The sequence below is a fragment of the Alteraurantiacibacter buctensis genome (assembly GCF_009827655.1).
GTDB lineage: Bacteria > Pseudomonadota > Alphaproteobacteria > Sphingomonadales > Sphingomonadaceae > Alteraurantiacibacter > Alteraurantiacibacter buctensis.
Genome location: NZ_WTYV01000004.1, coordinates 216,173 through 237,052, shown reverse-complemented (window position 1 = coordinate 237,052; position 20,880 = coordinate 216,173). Strand labels below are relative to the sequence as shown.

At 67.0% G+C, this 20,880-nt stretch carries 17 protein-coding genes; 14 read left to right on the top strand and 3 right to left on the bottom strand.

What is annotated here, in order from left to right; translation table 11 throughout:
• Nucleotides 1–2 precede the first annotated feature (2 nt).
• Genes GRI99_RS11630 through GRI99_RS11590 form a run of 9 tightly spaced genes read left to right on the top strand, consistent with a single transcriptional unit; the run spans nt 3 to nt 9,509 of the window.
• Complete coding sequence (locus GRI99_RS11630) at nt 3–623, top strand: NADH-quinone oxidoreductase subunit J (RefSeq protein WP_160772202.1); 621 nt, start codon at nt 3–5, stop codon at nt 621–623.
• Nucleotides 620–925 (top strand): NADH-quinone oxidoreductase subunit NuoK, encoded by a 306-nt coding sequence (gene nuoK / locus GRI99_RS11625; protein WP_160772201.1) that lies wholly within the window; start codon nt 620–622, stop codon nt 923–925. The genes GRI99_RS11630 and nuoK overlap by 4 nt, the downstream gene beginning before the upstream one ends.
• A gap of 6 nt (nt 926–931) precedes the next feature.
• Nucleotides 932–3,031: an NADH-quinone oxidoreductase subunit L gene (nuoL, locus tag GRI99_RS11620; protein ID WP_160772200.1), complete on the top strand. Its 2,100-nt coding sequence runs from the start codon at nt 932–934 to the stop codon at nt 3,029–3,031.
• Nucleotides 3,028–4,566: an NADH-quinone oxidoreductase subunit M gene (locus GRI99_RS11615; protein ID WP_160772199.1), complete on the top strand. Its 1,539-nt coding sequence runs from the start codon at nt 3,028–3,030 to the stop codon at nt 4,564–4,566. The genes nuoL and GRI99_RS11615 overlap by 4 nt, the downstream gene beginning before the upstream one ends.
• Nucleotides 4,566–6,029 (top strand): NADH-quinone oxidoreductase subunit NuoN, encoded by a 1,464-nt coding sequence (gene nuoN / locus GRI99_RS11610; RefSeq protein WP_160772198.1) that lies wholly within the window; start codon nt 4,566–4,568, stop codon nt 6,027–6,029. The genes GRI99_RS11615 and nuoN overlap by 1 nt, the downstream gene beginning before the upstream one ends.
• Nucleotide 6,030: 1 nt before the next feature.
• Nucleotides 6,031–6,759, top strand: a complete 729-nt coding sequence (locus GRI99_RS11605; protein ID WP_202393060.1) for a biotin--[acetyl-CoA-carboxylase] ligase — start codon at nt 6,031–6,033, stop codon at nt 6,757–6,759.
• Between the two features lies 1 nt (nt 6,760).
• Entirely contained in the window at nt 6,761–7,561 is an 801-nt protein-coding gene (locus GRI99_RS11600) for a type III pantothenate kinase (RefSeq protein ID WP_160772197.1), read from the top strand.
• Nucleotides 7,558–9,234 (top strand): ribonuclease J, encoded by a 1,677-nt coding sequence (locus GRI99_RS11595; protein ID WP_160772196.1) that lies wholly within the window; start codon nt 7,558–7,560, stop codon nt 9,232–9,234. Before GRI99_RS11600 ends, GRI99_RS11595 begins: the two co-directional genes overlap by 4 nt.
• Complete coding sequence (locus tag GRI99_RS11590; RefSeq protein WP_160772195.1) at nt 9,231–9,509, top strand: DUF1467 family protein; 279 nt, start codon at nt 9,231–9,233, stop codon at nt 9,507–9,509. Before GRI99_RS11595 ends, GRI99_RS11590 begins: the two co-directional genes overlap by 4 nt.
• Nucleotides 9,510–9,519: 10 nt before the next feature.
• On the opposite strand, the gene GRI99_RS11585 is transcribed toward GRI99_RS11590, so the two are convergent.
• Complete coding sequence (locus tag GRI99_RS11585) at nt 9,520–11,844, bottom strand: coiled-coil domain-containing protein (RefSeq protein WP_160772194.1); 2,325 nt, start codon at nt 11,842–11,844, stop codon at nt 9,520–9,522.
• A 70-nt stretch (nt 11,845–11,914) separates the two neighbouring features.
• Here GRI99_RS11585 and GRI99_RS11580 point away from each other — a divergent pair, with 70 nt between their 5' ends.
• The 4 genes from GRI99_RS11580 to GRI99_RS11565 are packed head-to-tail and all read left to right on the top strand — an operon-like array spanning nt 11,915 to nt 15,847.
• The gene (locus GRI99_RS11580) at nt 11,915–12,220 is read left to right on the top strand and encodes an Hpt domain-containing protein (RefSeq protein WP_160772193.1); all 306 of its coding nucleotides are present in this window, start codon (nt 11,915–11,917) and stop codon (nt 12,218–12,220) included.
• Nucleotides 12,221–12,263: 43 nt separating this feature from the next.
• Nucleotides 12,264–13,445 carry a hypothetical protein gene (locus tag GRI99_RS11575; protein WP_160772192.1) on the top strand — a complete coding sequence of 394 codons (1,182 nt, stop codon included), beginning with the start codon at nt 12,264–12,266 and terminating at the stop codon, nt 13,443–13,445.
• 34 nt (nt 13,446–13,479) lie between these two features.
• The gene (locus tag GRI99_RS11570) at nt 13,480–14,436 is read left to right on the top strand and encodes a hypothetical protein (RefSeq protein ID WP_160772191.1); all 957 of its coding nucleotides are present in this window, start codon (nt 13,480–13,482) and stop codon (nt 14,434–14,436) included.
• Nucleotides 14,437–14,440: 4 nt separating this feature from the next.
• The gene (locus GRI99_RS11565; RefSeq protein WP_160772190.1) at nt 14,441–15,847 is read left to right on the top strand and encodes a sensor histidine kinase; all 1,407 of its coding nucleotides are present in this window, start codon (nt 14,441–14,443) and stop codon (nt 15,845–15,847) included.
• A 58-nt stretch (nt 15,848–15,905) separates the two neighbouring features.
• Here GRI99_RS11565 and GRI99_RS11560 read toward each other — a convergent pair whose 3' ends face one another.
• Together GRI99_RS11560 and gltX are read right to left on the bottom strand one after the other, a co-directional pair.
• A complete protein-coding gene (locus tag GRI99_RS11560) occupies nt 15,906–17,192 on the bottom strand; it encodes a citrate synthase (protein ID WP_160772189.1) in 1,287 nt (428 codons plus the stop codon).
• A 32-nt stretch (nt 17,193–17,224) separates the two neighbouring features.
• Nucleotides 17,225–18,646, bottom strand: coding sequence for a glutamate--tRNA ligase (gene gltX / locus GRI99_RS11555; RefSeq protein WP_160772188.1), 1,422 nt, complete (start codon nt 18,644–18,646; stop codon nt 17,225–17,227).
• Nucleotides 18,647–18,767: 121 nt separating this feature from the next.
• On the opposite strand from gltX, the gene GRI99_RS11550 reads away from it, so the two are divergent.
• Entirely contained in the window at nt 18,768–20,858 is a 2,091-nt protein-coding gene (locus GRI99_RS11550) for a ComEC/Rec2 family competence protein (protein ID WP_337192912.1), read from the top strand.
• The last annotated feature ends 22 nt before the right edge of the window (nt 20,859–20,880 follow it).

Sequence of the window (20,880 nt, the reverse complement as noted above, 5' to 3'; positions counted from 1 at the left end):
CAATGATCCAGGTTCTTGCCTTCTATCTGTTCGCCTGCCTCGCCGTCCTCTCGGGCGCGCTGGTGGTGCTGAGCCGCAACCCGGTGCATTCGGTGCTGTGGCTGATCCTCGCCTTCTTCAACGCCGCGGGCCTGATGGTGCTGGCGGGGGCCGAGTTCATCGCCATGCTGCTGGTGATCGTCTACGTGGGTGCAGTGGCCGTGCTGTTCCTGTTCGTGGTCATGATGCTGAACATCGACTTTGCCGAACTGCGCGCCGGCTTCATCAAGAACGCCCCGCTGGGCGCGCTGGTGGCGGTGGTGCTGCTGGTGGAACTGCTGGTGGTGGTGATCCTGGGCCAGGCCGGTCCGGTCACGCTGGGCACGCCCGATGGCAGCGCCGCGCCGCTGCTGGGCGAGGGCAACACCGAGAACATCGGTGCGCTGCTCTACACCCGCTACATCTTCCTGTTCGAACTGGCGGGCATCGTGCTGCTGGTCTCGCTGATCGGCGCCGTGGTGCTGACCCACCGCGAAAGCCGCGCGATCCGCGCCCACCAGAACATCGCCAGGCAGAACGCGCGCCGTCCGGAAGACGCGACCGAACTGAAGCAGCCTGAGTCGGGCAAGGGGGTCTCGCTGTGATCGGCATCGAACATTACCTGGTGGTCAGCTCGATCCTGTTCGTGCTGGGCGTGCTGGGCATCTTCCTCAACCGCAAGAACGTGATCATCATCCTGATGGCGATCGAGCTGATCCTGCTGGCGGTGAACATCAACCTGGTGGCCTTCAGCGCCGCGCTGGGTGACCTGACGGGGCAGGTGTTCGCCATGTTCGTGCTGACCGTCGCTGCGGCAGAAGCAGCGATCGGCCTCGCCATCCTGGTCATCTACTTCCGCCGCCGTGGCACCATTGCCGTTGACGACGTCAACCGGATGAAGGGGTAAACCGCCTTGTCGTCGCTGATCCCCTTTATCGTTTTCGGACCGCTGCTGGCCGCGATCATCGCCGGGCTGGGCAACCGCGCGATCGGCAATGTGCCGGCCAAGCTGGTGACCACGGTTGCGCTGTTCGCCTCGTGTGCCATGTCGTGGCCGATCTTCCTGGGCTTCCTTGCCGGAACAGAGACCGCCACGGTCGTTCCGGTGCTCGACTGGGTGCGGTCCGGCGCGATGGAGTTCGACTGGGCCCTGCGGGTGGACACGCTGACTGCCGTGATGCTGGTGGTGATCACCAGCGTCTCCGCGCTCGTCCACTTGTACTCTTGGGGCTACATGGACGAGGATCCGGACCAGCCGCGCTTCTTCGCCTACCTGTCGCTGTTCACCTTCGCCATGCTGATGCTGGTGACGGCGGACAACCTGGTGCAGATGTTCTTCGGTTGGGAAGGCGTGGGCCTGGCGTCTTACCTGCTGATCGGTTTCTGGTTCCGCAAGCCCAGCGCCAACGCCGCCGCGATCAAGGCATTCGTGGTCAACCGCGTGGGTGACCTTGGCTTCATGCTGGGCATCTTCGGCACCTTCCTGGTGTTCCAGACCACCAGCATTCCGGACATCCTGGCCGCCGCGCCGGCAATGCAGGGTGCCAGCCACATCACCTTCATGGGTATGCGGCTCGATACGATGACCATCCTGTGCCTGCTGCTGTTCATCGGCGCGATGGGCAAGAGCGCGCAGCTGGGCCTGCACACCTGGCTGCCGGACGCGATGGAAGGCCCGACCCCGGTGTCCGCGCTGATCCACGCCGCCACCATGGTGACTGCGGGCGTGTTCATGGTCTGCCGCCTGTCGCCGATGTTCGAGGCTGCCCCGGTGGCACTGGGCGTGGTGACTTTCGTGGGCGCGGCAACCTGCTTGTTTGCCGCCACGGTGGGCACCACCCAGTGGGACATCAAGCGGGTGATCGCTTATTCCACCTGTTCGCAGCTGGGCTACATGTTCTTCGCCGCTGGCGTTGGCGCTTATGGCGCGGCCATGTTCCACCTGTTCACTCACGCTTTCTTCAAGGCGCTGCTGTTCCTTGGCGCCGGCTCGGTTATCCATGCCATGCACCACGAGCAGGACATGCGCTTCTATGGCGGCCTGCGGAAGGAAATCCCGATCACCTTCTGGGCGATGATGGCCGGCACCCTGGCGATCACCGGCGTGGGCGTGTACCATCTGGGCCTGGGCTTTGCGGGCTTCTTCTCGAAGGACGCGATCATCGAGGTCGCCTATGCCAGCGGCACCGAAGTGGGCCTCTTCGCCTTCTGGGTGGGCGTGTTCGCCGCGCTGCTGACCAGCTTCTATTCCTGGCGGCTGATGTTTCTCACCTTCTGGGGCAAGCCGCGCTGGGTGGAGAGCGAGCATATCCAGCACGCCCTGCATGACTCCCACGGCCATGGCGATCATGGCGACCACCACGATGCGCCTGCGCATGAAGACGGTGCGCATGGTGCTGACAGTCACGCCCATGCCCACGACGATCACGGTCCGCACGCGGCATCGGGCGATGGCACGGGCGGCTACCACCCGCACGAGAGCCCGTGGGTGATGCTGACCCCGCTGGTGCTGCTGTCCATCGGCGCGGTGGCGGCGGGCTATGTCTTCAAGACCGCCTTCCTCGATACCGAAGCCTTCTGGAACGGCTCCATCGCCTACAACGAGCACCTGATGCACGCGATGCACGAGGTGCCGATGCTGGTGAAGTACGCAGCCTTCATCGTGATGGTGCTGGGCCTGCTGACCGCGTGGTACGGCTATATCAAGAACACCAGCTTCCCGGCTCAGGTGGCCGCGCAACTGGGGCCCATCTACCGCTTCGTCTATCGCAAGTGGATGTTTGATGAGCTGTACCACTACCTGTTCGTGGTGCCCGCCTTCTGGTTTGGCCGCGTGTTCTGGAACAAGGTTGATGTCGGCGTGATCGACCGCTTCGGGCCCGATGGCGCGGCCTGGGTGGTGGTGAAGGGCGCTGTCGTCGCCAAGAAGGTCCAGTCGGGCTACCTCTATTCCTATGCTCTGGTGATGCTGCTCGGCCTTGTCGCCGCGATCAGCTGGGTGATTTTCGCATGAGCGGCTTTCCCATCCTTTCCGTGATGCTGCTGGTGCCGCTGCTGGGCGCAGTGGCTTGCTTCAAGGCCAGTGCCTCCGCCGCGCGCACCATCGCGCTGGTGGCCACGCTGGTGGACCTGGCGCTGGGCATCGTCCTGTGGGCCAATTTCGACATTGGCGGCGACCAGTGGCAGTTCACCGAACGCGCCAGCCTGTTCGCCGGCTTCCAGTGGGCATTGGGCATCGATGGCATCGCCCTGATGCTGATCATGCTGAGCGTGTTCCTGATGCCGATCTGCATCCTGGCCAGCCACTCGATCGAAAAGCGGGTGGGCGAGTACATGGCCGCCTTCCTGTTCATGGAAGTGCTGATGATCGGCACCTTCGCGGCGCAGGACCTGTTCCTGTTCTACATCCTGTTCGAAGCCGGCCTGATCCCGATGTACCTGATCATCGGCATCTGGGGCGGGGTTGACCGGATTTACGCCAGCTACAAGTTCTTCCTTTATACCCTGCTGGGTTCGGTGCTGATGTTCATCGCCATGCTGTGGATGGCGAACACGGCGGGTACTACCGACATTCCCACGCTGATGGCCTATGACTTTGCGCCGAGCGCGCAGACCTGGCTGTGGCTGGCCTTCTTCGCCAGCTTCGCGGTGAAGATGCCGATGTGGCCGGTGCATACCTGGCTGCCGGCAGCACACGTGCAGGCTCCCACCGCGGGGTCGGTGATCCTGGCGGGCGTGCTGCTGAAGCTGGGCGGCTACGGCTTCATCCGCTTCAGCCTGCCGATGTTCCCGGAAGCCTCCGCACAGTTCGTGTGGCTGGTGTGGGGCCTTTCCATGGCGGCAGTAGTGATCACCAGCCTTATCGCGCTGGTGCAGCACGACATGAAGAAGCTGATCGCCTATTCCTCGGTGGCGCACATGGCCATCGTGACCATCGGCCTGTTCAGCTTCAACACGCAGGGGCTGGACGGGGCGATGATCGTGATGCTCAGCCACGGGCTCGTGTCCGGCGCACTGTTCCTGTGCGTGGGCGTGATCTACGACCGGCTGCACACCCGCGAGATCGACCGTTATGGCGGCCTTTCCATCAACATGCCCAAGTATGCGCTGTTCTTCCTGCTGTTCACCATGGCCAGCATCGGCCTGCCGGGCACCAGCGGGTTTGTGGGAGAGTTCCTGTCGCTGGGCGGGATCTACCAGGTGAATAGCTGGGTGGCCTTCGTCTGCACCACCGGCATCATTCTTGGCGCGGCCTACATGCTGTACCTCTACCGCCGGATCGCGTTCGGCGAGCAGAAGAACGCCGATGCCGCGGCCATGCCGGACCTGAACGCCCGCGAATGGGCCATGCTGGCCCCCATCGCCGCCGCCGTGCTGTGGATGGGTGTCTATCCGGAGAGCTTCATGGCGCCGATGCGCAATGACATCGCCCTGCTGGAAGCCCGTATCAGCCGCGCCCAGCCGGCAAGTGATGCCCGCCTGGTGACGGGAGAGGCCGCGCCTGCCGCTGCCGAGGAAGAAGCCGCAGCGCACGGGGGGGCGCACTGATGGAATACCTGCACTCCCTTTCGCTGGTCGTGCCCGAACTGATCCTGACCGTATCGGGCCTGATCATGGTGCTGTTTGCCGCCTGGGGCGGGGCTGCTGCTTCGCGTGCCGTGTCCATCGCCTGCTGCGTGGCGCTGGGCGGGGCTTTTGCCCTGGTCGCCCCCAGCGTATGCGCCGGAGCCTCGGGCCTGGAGACGATCGCCTTCTTCGGCCAGGTCCGCGCCGATGCCTTTGCCGGGTTTGCCAAGCTGCTGATCTATGCCGCAGCCGGTGCCGCGCTGGTGGTGTCGTCGGCCTATTTCGAGAAGCGCGGGGCGATGCGACCGGAATTCCCGGTGCTGATCCTGTTCTCGGCGCTGGGTGCCAGCGTGATGGTGTCCGCCACCGACCTGATAGCTCTGTACATCGGTCTGGAGCTGCAATCGCTCGCCGCCTATGTGCTGGCGGCTTACCTGCGCGATGATGACAAGAGCGCGGAAGCCGGCCTGAAGTACTTCGTGCTCGGCGCGCTGGCTTCGGGCATCCTGCTGTTCGGCATCAGCCTGATCTACGGCTTCACCGGCTCCACCGCGTTCGATGCGATCAACGTGGCGATGGCCGACGGCCTTTCGGGCGGGGAGCTGTTCGGCCTGGTCTTCGTGCTGTCGGCCATGGCCTTCAAGATCAGCGCAGTGCCGTTCCACATGTGGACGCCCGACGTGTACGAAGGCGCGCCCACGCCGGTCACCATGTTCTTCGCCAGCGCGCCCAAGGTGGCCGCCGTTGCCCTGCTTGCCCGCCTGTCGCTGGAAGCTTTCGGCAGCCAGACCGCCGCGTGGCAGCAGATCGTCACCTTCGCCGCGCTCGCCTCCATCGTGGTGGGTGCGCTGGGTGCGATCGGGCAGGAGAACCTGAAGCGGCTGCTGGCCTATTCGTCGATCAACAATGTCGGCTTCATCCTGATCGGCCTGGCCACGGCCAGTGCGGCGGGTGCGGCTTCGATGCTGCTGTACCTGCTGTTCTACGTGGCGATGACCGTGGGCAGCTTCGTGGGGCTGCTGCTGCTGCGCGATGCTGACGGCAACCAGCTTGAGACCTTCGGCGATATCAAGGGCCTGTCCACCACCCGCCCGGCGCTGGCCTGGTGCCTGCTGGCGATCATGTTCAGCCTGGCGGGCATTCCGCCGCTGATGGGTTTCTATGCCAAGCTGGTGGTGTTCCAGGCCGCGGTGGAGGCAGACCTGCTGCCACTGGCCGCCATCGGCATCGCCGCCAGCGTGATCGGCGCGTTCTACTATCTGAAGTTCATCAAGGTGATGTTCTTCGATGAGCCGGTGGACCGCGTGCAGGGCAAGGCGGATACCTGGCACTGGGTGCTGCTGGCGCTGTCGGTGCTGGTGATCTCGCCGCTGGCATGGCTGGCGACGGGCTGGTTGGGCAACCTGGCAGACCTGGCGGCAGCCTCACTGTTCATCGCGGGCTAGATTGGTCTTCCGGCGCGACATCGTAGCCGAGACCGGTTCCACCAACGCGGACCTGCTGACGCGGCTTGCTTCGGGCGAAGCGCTGCCGGAAGGCTTCTGGCTGATCGCCGACCGGCAGACCGCCGGGCGGGGGCGGCAGGGCAGGCCGTGGCTGGACGCGCCGGGAAACTTCATGGGCTCCACCCTGGTGCGCCTTTCGCCCGATGATCCGCCTGCCGCCAGCCTGTCGTTCGTCACCGCGCTGGCAGTATATGCCTGCGTGTCCGGGCAGATTGCCGCGCCGGCCAGCCTGCAACTGAAGTGGCCCAACGATGTGCTGCTGGCCGGCAGAAAGTTTTGCGGCATCCTGCTGGAACGCGAGGGGCCGTTCGCGGTGATTGGCGTGGGCGTGAACCTGGCCGCTGCCCCGCCATTGGCCGACCGCAGCACGCTGGCCCTGGCTGAGCGCGGTGCGCGGCCCGACCGTGACCTGTTCGCGGCAGACCTGGCCGCCCGCTTTGCCATCGAGCTTGCCCGCTGGCGCAAGCAAGGAACCGGCCCGATGTTCAGCCGCTGGCAGGCTGCCGCGCACCCTCCCGGCACTCGTCTGAGCGTTCACGACGGCGCCGGGACGCGGGTAGCCGGGACTTACGACGGGCTTGAACCCGACGGCGCTTTGCGCTTGGTGCGCGATGATGGCACGCTGGCGCGCATCCACGCGGGTGACGTGTCGCACGAAGGATCGGATTGAAATGCTGCTCGCGGTCGATGTCGGCAACACCAACGTGGTCTTCGCCCTGTTCGACCCCGGATCAGGTCCGGGGCAAACGGGCGAGATGCGCACCCGCTGGCGCATCGCCACCGATCCGCGCCGCACGGGTGATGAATATGCCGTGTGGCTGGTGCAACTGATGCAGCTTGAAGGCTTTGCCCGCAGCGATGTGACCGCCATGATCGTCTCCAGCGTGGTGCCGCGCGCACGGCACAACCTGGAAGTGCTGGCCCGCAAGTATTTCGGCGTGGAGCCGCTGTTCGCGGGCGAGGGGGCCGCCGCCTGGTCCATCACCATCGATGTCGACCAGCCCAAGAGCCTGGGCGCCGACCGGGCCGTGAATGCCGAGGCCGCCCACGCCAAGTATCCCGGCAACCTGGTGGTGATCGATTTCGGCACCGCCACCACCTTCGATGTCGTCTCGGCGGAAGGGGCCTACAAGGGCGGCATCATCGCCCCCGGCATCAACTTGTCGCTCGACGCCCTGGTCAGCAACACTGCCAAGCTGCCGCGCATCGCCATCGAAAGCCCGCGCGGCACCTCGGTTATCGGGCGCAATACCGAAGACCAGATGCTGATCGGCGTGTTCTGGGGTTATGTGGCCATGATGGAGGGGCTGGTTGCACGCATGAAGGCCGAGATCGGCGGGGTGGTAACGGTGGTCGCCACCGGGGGCCTGGCCGTGCTATTCGACAACCACACCAAGATTTTCGACGCGGTTGACGGGGACCTGACCCTGCAGGGCCTGGCGATGATCGCAGACCGCGCAAGGACCGCATGAAACCCGACTACACTCCTGAAGACGAACTGCTGTTCCTGGCCCTCGGCGGCTCGGGCGAGATCGGCATGAACGTCAACCTCTACGGCTGCCAGGGCAAGTGGCTGATGGTGGACCTGGGCATGAGCTTCGGCGCCCAGGAATACCCCGGCACCGAGCTGATGTTTGCCGATCCCGCCTTTATCGAGGACCGGGCGGATGACTTGCTGGGCATTGTCCTGACCCACGCGCACGAGGACCACATCGGCGCGATCCCCTATTTCGCCGCCGACCTGGGCGTGCCGCTCTATGCCACGCCGTTCACTGCCGAACTGATCCTGCGCAAGCTGGAGGAAGCAGGCAACGCCGACCAGATCGAGATGACGATCATCGACGATACAGAGCCGTTCGACCTGGGACCTTTCTCCATTCGCTACGTGCCGCTGGCCCACTCGATCGCCGAGGGCAACGCGCTGCTGATCGAAACCCCGCACGGTCGGATATTCCACACCGGCGACTGGAAGCTGGACGAGGAGCCGATCATCGGTGAGCCCGCCACCGAAGAGGAGCTGTGCGCCATCGGTGACGAGGGCGTGCTGGCGCTGGTGTGCGATTCCACCAACGTGTTCAACCCCTCCGCCTCCGGTTCCGAAGGGGCCGTTTACCAGGGGCTGCTGGAGGAGATCCGCAAGCACAAGGGCAAGCGGGTGGTGGTCACCACATTCGCCAGCAATGTCGCTCGCCTGCAGACCCTGGCCGAAGTGGCCGAGGAAACCGGGCGCAAGCTGTGCGTGGCGGGCCGCTCGCTCGACCGGATTATCGAAGTGGCACAGGCCAACGGCTACCTCACCCACATCGCTCCGCCGGTCGATTTCGACACGGCCATGCGGCTTGACCGTGGGGAGGTGCTGATCGTAGCCACCGGCGGGCAGGGCGAGCCGCGCGCGGCCCTGGCCCGTATTGCCGAGGGCAACCATCCGCTGGAACTGGTGGAGGGGGATGTGATCCTGTTCTCCAGCCGCGTGATCCCCGGCAATGACCTCGCCATCGGGGCAATCCAGAACCGCCTGGCCGAACGCGGCATCGTGATGGTGACCGACCGGCAGAGCCACATCCATGTTTCCGGCCACCCTGGCCGGCCCGAACTGGAAGCGCTTTACAGCTGGATCCGGCCGGAAATCCTGGTTCCGGTCCACGGCGAGATCCGCCACATGAAGGAGCAGTGCCGTCTGGGCAAATCGCGCGGCATCCCGCAGGCCGTGTTCCAGAAGAACGGCGACATCGTGCGCCTGGCTCCCGGCAAGCCCGGCAAGCTGGCCGAAGTGGGCGCGGGCCGCCTGGTGCTGGATGGCGAGATCATCGTCCCCGCCGACGGCGAGGCGATCACCATGCGCCGCCGCATGGCACGCGACGGGCTGCTGATCGTGGTGCTGGAGCGCGGCGGCGGTGTGCAGATCGAGGGCATCGGCCTGCCGCTGGATGAAGACTATCCCGCTTTCGTGGCAGAAGCGGTGGAGGACGTGAAGAAGACCCTGTCTGCCCTGCGCGGCGCAGCGGCGCGTGATCGCGAAACGATCATGGAGGCGGCCCGCCTGGCAGCCCGTCGCGCGGCCCAGCGCTGGAGCGGCAAGAAGCCGCAGACCCGCGTGATCCTGCCGCTGGAACCGGCGCAAGGCGCTGAAGGGAGGCGCAAGTGAAGCTGACCAGCATGATCGCCATCTATGCCCTGTTCTGGGTGATGACGGCTTTCGTGATGCTGCCCTTCGGGGTGAAGACGCATGACGAGGCGGGCATCCCAAAGGTACCGGGCCAAGCGGACAGCGCGCCGGCCCACTTCCGCCCCGGCAGGCTGGCGCTGCGGGCCAGCGTGATCGCGCTGGCTTTGACCGCGCTCTACATCGTGAATTACACCCAGGGCTGGCTGACCGTTTCGGACCTGGATTTCACCGCGGGTCGCGGCCCCGGCCAATAGGTCGCCAGCCTTAATCGCGCAGCCGCTCGATCGCCTGGGCCAGCACCACATAGAGCTTGCCGATATCGGACGAGATCAGCGTGACCCCCATGGCATTGCCATCGCGGGTGGACAGGATCGGCCGCAGCAGCGCCTCGAAGTCGTGGATGTAGCGGTTCACCGCCAGCCGCAGTTCCTCGTCCGCATCATAGGCTTCGGCAATGGCGCGCACCTCCTGGTTGTCGAGCAGGCGCACCGCGCGGCGGGTGAAGATGCCGCGATCACCCTTCAGGTAGCTGGCCCAGGCCGTATCGGCCACTTCGGCATCCAGCGCGCGGGCAATATCGATTGAACACGAATTCAGGCTTTCGGTAATCAGCGCCATGCGGCGGGTGAAGTCGTTGTTCACCTGCTCCTCGGCCTGGGCGCGGGCCTGGGCCACGCGCTGTTCCAGGTTGCCGGCCAGCTGGTTCACCTTGGCAAGCTGGTCACGCAGGGCCACCGCCGTGGATCGGCCCTGTTCGGTTGCCTCCTCGGTCGCGCGGCGCAGGTCGGCTATCGCGGACGATCCGCTGGCGGCCAGCGTTTCCGACAGGATGGTGCTGGCGGTCTCGCCCAGTTCCTCCGCGATGGCGCGGACGGCGTCGGCCTGGCCACCCTGCAAGCGCGCAAGGGTGGTAGTGGCCGCTTCGTCCAGGGCGGCGATGGCCGCCTGCAGGTCTGCGGCGGAAGTGCTGGCCACGACCTCGGCGCGGGCCTTCAGCCCGCCCAACCGGTCTTCCAGCGTGGCCAGGGTGGCGAGCAGTTCCACCGATTCCGACTTGCTGGCGGTGATCTCGACCAGCAGAGAGCTGCCCCGGCTCTCCACCTGGCCAAGCGTGGCGCTCAACTGGGTGAGCCGCTCTCCGAACGAGGACAGGCGCGCATCGGCTTGGCCGATGCCGCGCGCCAGGGTGCCTTCCGAATGCTCGCCGGCGGCGCGGATCAGTTCCAGCAGGCGCACGCTGCTGTCGGTGAGCCCGGTGACTTGGGCGGTCGTCCGTTCAAGCGTGCTGCGCCCCTCTTCAAGGTTGCGGGTAAAGGCTGCGCAGGCCTCCGCCAACTGCGCGCTTTCGGCGCTTCCGGCCTGGGCCAGGCGGGCCAGTTCGGCATCGATCTCGGCCAGGCGTGCGGCAAGCTCCTCGCCCTTCTCGGCCATCGCAGCCACGTGGGTTGCGTGTTCCTGCTGACGGAGGATGGCCGCCTGGTCGAACTCGGCCAAGCGCTGCTCCAGCGCAGACAGGGCTTCGCGCTGGGCGGCCTCCATGGCGGCAGCCCGCTCGGCCTGGGCCTCGGCGAACAGGGCATCGCTTTCGGCCACGGCTTCGCGCACCTTGCGCTCTGCCTCACCCAGGGCTTCCACCCGCAGGCGCGAGTTGGTGATGGCGCTTTCGTCAATCTGCTGGATGTCGGCAATGGCCTGGGCCACCCGGTCCTTCATCTCCTGCGTGGCGGTGGCAAAGCGCTGGTGCGCGGCCGACTGGGCTGCTTGCAACGCGCCGAGGCGTTCCTCGAAGGCGGCGAGCGTTGCCGTGGTGTTTTCCCGCAGCGTATCAACCTGCCGCCCGCTGGCCTCACCAAAGGCATTGAGGCGTTCGAAGGCGGCGATCATCTCCTCCAGTCGGTCCTGCGCCACGTTGCCGGCGTGGCCGATCTGGCTCGTCAGGTCGCGGGCGGAATTGGCCACCACGGGCAGCCGGTCGCGCAGCTTGTCCATGTTGGCGAGGGCCGTATCGCTGACTTCGCCAATGGCGTTCACCTGCGCGCCGTTGTCGCGGATCAGGTCCTGCAACTGGGCGGCGTTCGCGGAAATCCGCTCTGCCGCCAGCCGCCCCAGCGATTCGAGATCGCGGGACTGGGCAGCGATGAAATCGCGCGCCAGGCTCAATTCCGCATTCACCGATGCCAGACGCCGCTCAAGTACCTGCGATTCGCCGGCCAGCATCTGCGCCATGGCGCCAAATCGCGCAGCCTCGCGGGTGGAGTGGCGCATGGCCAGCAGCCACAGGCCTACCACCAGCACCACCGGCACGGCCCAGGCCGAGACCAGGGCGGAGCCTTCCGCAGGTGTCACGCCGACAGAGAAATCCGCCAGGTGGCTCCACGCGAAGAACCCCGTCCACCCAAGCACTGCCAGCACTGCCAGGGAGGGCCACAGGCGCGAGGGCGGGGGAGCGGGCTCCTCCCACTCCTCCTCGAACACGGGCGAGTGGTCGGTGCCGGTGGCGGGCGTGTCCAGACCGAGGTCGGCATTGTCCGGCGCACTGGTGCCGGGATCCGTGCCGCCAAGGGCCGTCAGGGTCTTGCTTCTGTTCATGGCCGCGCAGGATAGCAGGCCTGCCCCAGGCATTAAACCCGCCTTAACCCCGATGGCGGAAGATAGCGGCATGACCATGGATCGCGCTGATTTCGAGGCCAATATTGCCGCCGCCGCCGGCGACGATCAGGCTCTGCGCGCCGAACTGCTGGCATCGTTTGCCAGCAGCCTCGACCACCAGATCGACCTGCTGCGCCGCTCGCGCTGCGACGGGAACTGGGAGGTGGCTGCCCGCCGCCTGAAGAGCCTGGGCGTCTCCTTCCACGCGTCCGACCTGGCCCTGCTGGCCGATGAGGCGCTGGAAGCGGCCCCCGGCGATCCGGTGGTGCTGCGCAAGCTGGACCGGCTCAATCTGGGATTTGCCGCGCTGGCCTGATCGCCGCTTGGCAGCCGCCTGCCACGGCCCTAGCTAGGCTGGCGTGAGTGACCTCCTGCCCTTCAATCGTCTGGCCCTGATCTGCCTGCCAGCCTTTGGCGGCGAAGGCGCGCCAGCACGCCAGGTGCTGGGCCGCTGGCTGGGCGAGTGGCAAGCCGATCACGCGGTCGATTGTGGGTGCAGCGCGCTGTTCATCCTAGGCGGCGGGGGCGGGGCGGAAGCCATTGCCGTGCGCCAGGCGGCTGAACAGCAGGGTCTGAAGGTGCGTGAAATCGCCACGCCCCATGCCCTTGCCGGCGCTGTCGCTCCGGGCGAATTGCTGCTGGTCATCCAGCCACAGGTGCTGCCATCCAGCCTCGCCTGGGCGGAAGGGACTGACCACCGGGGCCTCGTGTCGGTCTTCCCTTCGGCTCCCGGGGTCGAGGCCGGATTCGAGCGGATCGATCTTGGCCGTGCGTGGGCGGGCGTGATGCTGGTGCCGGGGCACGCGGTGAACCGCCTGCTGGAACTGCCCGAGGACGTGGAAGCCGCCCCGGCACTGCTGCGGATTGCCCTGCAGGCGGGTGTGCCCGACAGACGCCTGCCCGAAGCGATGATCGCCAGCGGTGACTGGCCGCTGCTGGGCCGCGGCGTGCCGGTGCACCTGCATGAGGAGAAGTGGCTGTTGCGCCGTTTCGCTGCCGAGGTGGGGGAGGGCGGTGGCTTGACCACGCGGCTGTGCCATTGGGCCTTGCGCCGCTGGGGAGCCAGCCTGCCGGGGCAGCCGGCGGCGATCCCGGCAGCGCTGGGCGCGGGCGTGGTTTTGACAGCGGGCGCCGTGGCGGCGGCGTGGTATGGCCTTGGGGCGGCGGGGTTTGCCCTGCTGGCCCTGGCCGCGCTGGCGCTGGAAGCGGCCGGAGCCGTGGCCAGCCTCCAGCGCGGTCGGGAGCGGTTCCGGCGGCGGCTGCCCCTGCTGCGCCGTGTAATCGATGCTGGCCTGCTCGCCTGTGGCTACCTGGGGGTGGAGGGCCGCTGGTTTCGCCAGGCTTTCCCGGCATTGGTGCTGGTGCTGGGCCTGAACCTGCCCGCTGCGAAAGACGCGAAGGGCTGGCAGGCCGCGCTGGGTGACCGGGCGCCGGTTGCGGCCGTGCTTGCCGGGCTGGCGCTGGTCACATCGCCCGAAGTGGCCATGATGCTGGTTTCTACGCTGTTGCTGGTGGCCAGAATTTGGCCCCATCGCGGCTAACGCGGATTTAACCCTGCTGGCGTAGGTGGGCAGGATGATCCAGCAAGGGCAAATTCCGACCGGTGCCGACGCAGTCGAGCAAGTGATGCGCGACGAGCTGGCCGAAGGGGACGGCGTGCTCGCCGCCGCGCGCCCGATTCTGGCCATGCTGCTGAACAATCGCGACCAAGCGCTTTTCAGCGACGAGGTGATCGCCCGGGTGCGCGGCATGATCGCGCACGTTGCCAGGCAATTGCTGGTCGCCTGCGGCGAGGCCGCGGGGGATGCCGATCCCTCGAACATGGTGGAGCAGGCGAACGAGGGCCTCACCCAGATGTTGCTGGGCGATGCGGCCATACTGGCCCACTCGCACGCGCTGACCCAGGAATTCGCCTTGGCCGAACAGCTCCAGCGTCGCAGCGGGATCGATGGCGTGCTCTCGCCGCTGTTGCAGGAACTGGCTGCCAGCAGCGATGCCGATCTGGCAGGCGGGGCGATGCGGGCAATTGCCGCGCAGGCCCGTTTCCTGCAGCAAATGCGCCGCATGGAACTGCCGCTGGGCGAGCTGCCGGGTGACCTGTTCCACAAGGCCTTGCTGCTGCTGCAGAACCACTTCGCGGATGATGATGTGGCCATTGCCGCCGGCGCTGCCCTGCGCGCCGGGTTTGACGAGGGCGAAGGTCGCATCGGCCAGTTGAGCCGCCTGGTCAGCGCGCTTGGCCCGCGTGCCACCCGCGCGCTGGCGATCGACCATGCCGGCCCCGCGCTGTTCGCCACGGCGCTGGGCATGGCCAGCAACCAGGAGCGCAACCTGGTGTTGCTGTCGTTCAGCGAAAACCAGCTTGGTCGCCTGGCCCTGTCGCTGCGTGCGGCGGGCCTGGGGCAGTCGGCGGTGGAAGAGCAGTTCCTTTACCTGCATCCCGATGCAGTCCTGCCGGCCGGGTTCGATATGCTCACTCCCGCACGGGCTGCCGCCCTCCTTGCAGAGGCTCCGGTGGAGCAGGCGATCTGAAACGATGGCCAGCACTGTCCCCTTGCTGACCCGGGCCCGCACCGATGGACGCGATTGGCTGGTCGAGGCGGACGAGCCGCTGGCCGGCCTGCAACGGCGCACCGGCGGTGACCTGCCGGGCATCATCATCGCTCCGGCCCTGCTGGAACTGGTCCGCAAGGCGCGCACCTATGGCCTGCGCCTGGCCCGTGCCGTGCAGGCGCGCGACGTTTCCGAGCAGGTCAGCGCCTGGGTGGAGGTGGAGCCCGACGCCGAGGGCGGGGGTTGCCGGATCACGATTTCCAACTGGCGCAGCATGCCTGTGTCCGACCCTGCCCCTTCGCTGGAGCGCGAACGGCAGGTTGCCCTGGCACGGATGACCGCAGAACTGACCGCCCGTCTTGGCCCGAAGCAGGAAGTGCTGGTGGCCGAGAGCGCCTCGCCCGAGCTCCAGCCGCTGCTGGCGCGGATGGTGGAAGGGCGCTGGCGGCCGTGGACCGATTTCGTGGAGCTGGAAGGCGACAGCCACCAGCAGCCGGTCCACTGGCGGCTGCTTGACGGGGCACGGCTGAAGCTGGCCGGATCGGACCGCGACTGGCGCGCCACGCTGGTGCCGCTGGGCAAGCCGATCGCCGGCAGCGGGGGATTCGAACTGCTGCTGAGCCCGGACCTGCCGCCGCCCGAAGCGCCGCCTGCTCCGCCGCAGCCCGAACCGGTGACCGACGCGCGCAGCCGCCAGCCGGGTCTGGGCCGTGATATCGCGCCGGTGCTGCGCCAGCCGGTCGCGCGTATCATCGCGAATGCCGAGACCATCCGAACCCAGATGGCTGGCCCCCTGGCCGACGAGTACAGCGCCTATGCAGCGGACATCGCCGCTGCCGGCGAGCACCTGCTGGCCCTGATCGATGACCTGACCACGCTGGAACTGGTGGAGGACGAACAGTTCACCACCGCTCCCGACAGGATCGACCTGGCCGACGTCGCGCGCCGGGCCGCGGGCATCCTGGGCGTTCGCGCGCGCGATCGCGGGATCACCATCGATGCGCCCAAGCCCGACGAGGCCGCGCCTGCCGTGGGCGAGTTCCGCCGCGTGCTGCAGATCCTGCTCAACCTGCTGGGCAATGCGATCAACTATTCACCCGAAGGCGCGGGCGTGTGGCTGCGGGTGGAGCAGGAAGGCGATCGGGCCCGCATCATCGTGGCCGACCAGGGCGAGGGGCTGGACGAGGAGCAGCAGGCCCGCGTGTTCGGCAAGTTCGAGCGCCTCGGCCGCAGCGGCGATGGCGGATCGGGTCTGGGCCTCTATATCTCGCGCCGCCTGGCCGAGGCGATGGGCGGATCGCTGGGCGTGGAAAGCGCGCGCGGGCAGGGCGCCCGGTTCATCCTGGAACTGCCCGGCTTTGCCGACCGGCGGGCCGAGCCGCGCGCCTGACCCCTAAGGAAAACGGGGCGACCGTGGCCGCCCCGTTTCAACCTCGCTTCGGCTACGTTCAGCGCTTCTCGACCGGCACGTAATCCCGCTCGGTCGGGCCGGTGTAGCGCTGGCGCGGGCGACCGATCTTCTGGCCGGGATCGCTGATCATCTCGTTCCACTGCGCCACCCAGCCCACGGTGCGGGCAAGGGCGAACAGCGCGGTGAACATCGTGGTCGGGAAGCCGATGGCCGAGAGGATGATGCCCGAATAGAAGTCCACGTTGGGGAACAGCTTCTTTTCCGCGAAATACGGATCGGACAGCGCGATTTCCTCCAGCCGCAGGGCGGTTTCGAACACCGGATCGGTCACCTTCAGCGCGTCGAACACCTCGCGCACGGTCTTCTGCATCACCGTCGCGCGCGGATCATAGTTCTTGTACACGCGGTGGCCGAAGCCCATCAGGCGGAACGGATCGTTTTTGTCCTTGGCGCGGTCGATGTAATGCTGGATGCGGTCGGGCGTGCCGATCTCGCGCAGCATGTTGAGCGCTGCCTCGTTGGCGCCGCCATGCGCCGGGCCCCACAGGCAGGCGATGCCGGCGGCGATGCAGGCAAACGGATTGGCGCCCGAGGAACCTGCCAGGCGCACGGTGCTGGTCGACGCGTTCTGTTCGTGATCGGCGTGGAGGATGAAGATCCGGTCCATGGCCTTCTCGACCGCCGGGATCACCTCGTATTCCTCGGCCGGAACGCCAAAGGTCATCTTCAGGAAGTTGCCGGTATAGGACAACTTGTTGTCCGGATACATGAAGGGCTGACCCACCGAATACTTGTAGGCCATGGCCGCAATCGTTGGCATCTTGGCGATCAGGCGGTGGCTGGCAATCTTGCGCTGCACGGGGTCGGCGATGTCGGTGCTGTCGTGATAAAAGGCAGATAGCGCGCCCACCACGCCGCACATGATCGCCATCGGGTGCGCATCACGCCGGAAGCCGCGATAGAAGGTCATCAGCTGCTCGTGCAGCATGGTATGGCGGGTGATCGTGGTCTCGAAGTTCGCCAGCGTTTCGGCGTCGGGCAGCTCGCCGTTGAGAAGCAGATAGCTGACTTCCATGAAGCTGGAGTGCTCGGCCAACTGGCCGATGGGATAGCCGCGGTGCAGCAGCACCCCTTCCTCGCCATCGATGAAGGTCAGCGCGCTTTCGCAGCTCGCCGTGCTGGTGAAGCCCGGGTCATAGGTGAACATGCCCGTCTGGCCATAGAGCTTGCGGATATCGACCACGTCCGGGCCGGTGGTGCCGGCCATGACGGGCAGATCGATCGTCTTGTCACCCACGGTGAGCTTGGCGCTGGTATCGGTCAATGGTGCTCTCCTGAAATTCCTCTGGGTCCTGTTCAGCCGCCAGCCTGGTCGGCGATGCGCGCCAAGCTTTCCTCGCGGCCCAGCAGGACCAGAACGTCAAAAATACCGGGCGATGTGGCCTGGCCGGTCAAGGCTGCCCTCAGTGGCTGCGCCAGCTTCCCCAAACCGGCCCCAAGCTCTTCCGCGTAAGCCTTGAGATTGGCCTCCAGCGCTTCGGTTGTCCAGTCCGTTTCAGCCGCAAAGCGTTCGTGAATCGCGCCCAGACGGGTGCGGGCTTCGGCGTCCAGCAGCGCGGCGGCCTTCTCGTCCAGCGGCAGCGGGCGCTGGCGGAACAGGAACATGGCGCCATCGGCCAGCTCGATCATGTCGCGGGCGCGGGTTTTCAATACCGGCATGGCCTGGGTAAGCAGTGCCTCGTCCGCCTCCGGGCCGATCCGCGCTGCCGCTAGCGTGGCCAGGCGGGCATCGTCCGCCGCGCGGATATAGTGCCCATTCATGTTGAGCAGCTTCTTCATGTCGAAGCGGCTTGCGCCCTTGTTGACGTCAGCGATGTCGAACAGCGCCACGGCCTCCTCGCGCGTGAACTCCTCCTTGTCGCCGTGGCCCCAGCCCAGGCGCAGCAGGTAGTTGAACAGCGCTTCGGGCAGCACGCCCAGCTCGTCGCGATAGGCGTCCACGCCCAGCGCCCCGTGGCGCTTGGACAGCTTGGCACCGTCGTTGCCATGGATCAGCGGCACGTGGCCATAGGTCGGCTCGGGCCAGCCCATCCCGCGAATGATCACGAGCTGGCGGAACGCGTTGTTGAGGTGGTCGTCACCCCGGATCACGTGGGTCACGCCCATGTCGTGATCGTCCACCACCACGGCGAGCATGTAGGTAGGGGTGCCATCGCTGCGCAGCAGGATGAAATCATCGAGCTCGGCATTGGCCACCGTGACATTGCCCTGCACGGCATCGGCAATGGTCACCTCGCCGGTCTTGGGGGCCTTGATGCGGACCACATAGGGTTGCTCCGCCGGCCACTGGTCGGGCGAGGTATCGCGCCATTCGCTGTCGATCCGGAAAGGCTTGCGCTCTGCCTGCGCCTTCTCGCGGCGGGCGGCGAGTTCCTCGGGCGTCAGGTAGCAGCGATAGGCGTGGCCGGCTTCCAGCAACTGGTGCGCCACCTCGGCATGGCGGGCCGAGCGGGCGAACTGGAACACCGGCTCCTCGTCCCCGCCAAGGCCCAGCCAGTCCAGCCCGTCGAAGATCGCGGCAATCGCCGGTTCGGTAGAGCGGGCGCGATCGGTATCCTCGATCCGCACCAGGTACTTGCCGCCATGGTGGCGGGCGTAGAGCCAGTTGAACAGCGCCGTGCGCGCGCCGCCGATGTGCAGGTAGCCGGTGGGCGAGGGAGCAAAGCGCGTGACGACCGGGCGGTTCTTGCCGGCGGGTGTTGCGCTGGTGCTTGCCATAAGGCCCGGGTTCCTGTGTTATCAATCAATGGCGACCGGCCAGGCCCCCTTGATCCCCATGGGCGGGGAAGAGCCCGACTATGCTGCGTTGCGGCATTCGCCTTGGCGAAAGCGATGGTCTTTGTCCAGCGCGCTTGATGGCGCGGAGCATTTTCTCGAAGCGGCCGGGTTTGATCGCGGGCCGTGGCTGGCGGTGGCGCTGGTGGGGGGCATCGCCGCGTGGTTTGCCCTGCCGGGGCCGCTGGCCTGGGTTATCGCGCTTTCCGGCGCATTGGCGGTGGCGCTGGGCGCGCTGGCGGCGTGGCGCGGGAATGATTCACGCGCGCGGTTGCAACAGGCGGCCGTGGTGCTGGCGCTGGTATTTGCCGCCGGGCTGGCGCTGGTCTGGCTGCGATCAGGGCTGATCGGCACTGCGGCGATCGAGCGGCCGCTGTCCGGCACCTTCCAGGGCCGCATCCTTGAGCGGATCGAGCAGCCGGCGGAAGACCGTGTCCGCCTGGTCCTGGCGATGCGTGAGCCGGAAACGGGGCGTGCGATCAAGGTGCGGGTCAATGTGCCGCTGGAACACGTCATTCGGGGGCTGGGCGAGGGGGCGCTGATCCGCTTCCAGGCACGGCTCATGCCACCTGCTCCACCCATGCTGCCGGGGTCCTACAACTTTGCCCGGGCGGCGTGGTTCGAGGGGCTGGCGGCCACCGGCAGCCTCCAGCGCCCGCCGCAGGTCATGGAGCCCGCGGGGCGGCCGCCCCTGCTGGCCAGCACCCAGCGCAGTCTGGCCGATCATGTGCGCAGCCAGGTGCCGGGTTCCGCCGGCGCCATTGCCGCAGCCTTTGCCAGTGGCGATCGCGGTTCGATCAGCCCGGCCGACGAGGAGGCGATGCGCGATTCCGGCCTCACCCACCTGCTCTCGATCAGCGGGCTGCATGTGAGTGCGGTGATTGCCGCCGCCTTCTTCGTGGCGCTGAAAGTGCTGGCGCTGTGGCCCTGGCTGGCGTTGCGGGTGCGGCTGCCGGTTGTGGCGGCGGGCATGGGGGCGCTTGCGGGGATAGGCTATACCTTGCTGACGGGCGGCGAGGTGCCGACGCTGCGCTCGTGCCTTGCAGCCCTGCTGGTGTTGGGCGCGCTGGCGATGGGGCGCGAGGCGCTGTCGATGCGGATGGTGGCCGTGGCGGCCTGCGTTGTCCTTGTCCTGTGGCCCGAAGCCCTTGCTGGGCCGAGTTTCCAGATGAGCTTTGCTGCTGTGATCGCCATCGTGGCCCTGCACGAAGCGCAGCCGGTGCGCGATTTCCTGGCCCCGCGTGAGGAAAGCTGGCTCGCCCGCGGCGGGCGGCGGGGCGTGATGCTGCTGGTGACGGGCCTGGTGATCGAGGTGGCGCTGATGCCGATCGTGCTGTTCCACTTTCACCGGGCGGGCGTCTATGGCGCGCTGGCCAACGTGGTGGCAATTCCGCTGGTCACCTTCATCGCCATGCCGATGATTGCCCTAGCTCTACTGGCGGACCTGGTCGGGGCCGGCGCGCCGTTCTGGTGGCTGACCGGCAAGGCGCTGGACCTGCTGCTGTGGATTGCGCACTTCACCGCCGGACAGCCCGGTGCTGTAAAGCTGATGCCGCAGATGACCCATACGGCCTTTGCCCTGTTCTTGGCGGGCGGGCTGTGGCTGGGCCTGTGGCACGGCCGGCGCCGGTTATTGGGCCTCCTGCCGGTGGGCGTGGCGACCGGCCTGCTACTGGCGACCCCCGTGCCGGACGTGCTGGTCTCCGGAGACGGGCGGCACGTGGGGATCACCGGCGAGGGCGCGGAATTGCTGGTCCTGCGTGAAAGCCGCAGCGACTACACCCGCGAGAACATGCTTGAACTGGCCGGTGTTGCGGGTGAGCCGGTGCCCCTGGCCGACTGGCCTGGCGCGGAGTGTTCGACCGACTTCTGCGTCATCACCCTGCGGCGCGGAGGACGAGACTGGCACCTGCTGATGAGCCGCAGCCGCTCGCGCATCGAGGAGCGCGCGCTGGCCGCCGCCTGCGAGCGGGCCGATATCGTCGTGTCGGAGCGCTGGCTGCCGCGATCATGCCGGCCGCGCTGGCTGAAGGCGGATGGCCGCTATCTGGAGGAGAACGGCGGCCTGGCAATTATCCTGGACGGCGCCGAGCTGCGCAGTGTGGCCCAGACCGAGCGCCAGCACCCATGGTGGCAAGTCACCGACCGGAGTTAGACTAAGCCAGTCGGCCCGGTGC

Excerpts from the sequence above, each read along its gene's own strand:
- gltX (WP_160772188.1), bottom strand. The coding sequence starts at position 18,646 with ATGGCAAGCACCAGCGCAACACCCGCCGGCAAGAACCGCCCGGTCGTC.
- GRI99_RS11615 (WP_160772199.1), top strand. The coding sequence starts at position 3,028 with ATGAGCGGCTTTCCCATCCTTTCCGTGATGCTGCTGGTGCCGCTGCTG.
- GRI99_RS11595 (WP_160772196.1), top strand. The coding sequence starts at position 7,558 with ATGAAACCCGACTACACTCCTGAAGACGAACTGCTGTTCCTGGCCCTC.
- GRI99_RS11630 (WP_160772202.1), top strand. The coding sequence starts at position 3 with ATGATCCAGGTTCTTGCCTTCTATCTGTTCGCCTGCCTCGCCGTCCTC.
- GRI99_RS11570 (WP_160772191.1), top strand. The coding sequence starts at position 13,480 with ATGATCCAGCAAGGGCAAATTCCGACCGGTGCCGACGCAGTCGAGCAA.
- GRI99_RS11585 (WP_160772194.1), bottom strand. The coding sequence starts at position 11,844 with ATGAACAGAAGCAAGACCCTGACGGCCCTTGGCGGCACGGATCCCGGC.
- nuoN (WP_160772198.1), top strand. The coding sequence starts at position 4,566 with ATGGAATACCTGCACTCCCTTTCGCTGGTCGTGCCCGAACTGATCCTG.
- GRI99_RS11565 (WP_160772190.1), top strand. The coding sequence starts at position 14,441 with ATGGCCAGCACTGTCCCCTTGCTGACCCGGGCCCGCACCGATGGACGC.
- GRI99_RS11580 (WP_160772193.1), top strand. The coding sequence starts at position 11,915 with ATGACCATGGATCGCGCTGATTTCGAGGCCAATATTGCCGCCGCCGCC.
- GRI99_RS11600 (WP_160772197.1), top strand. The coding sequence starts at position 6,761 with ATGCTGCTCGCGGTCGATGTCGGCAACACCAACGTGGTCTTCGCCCTG.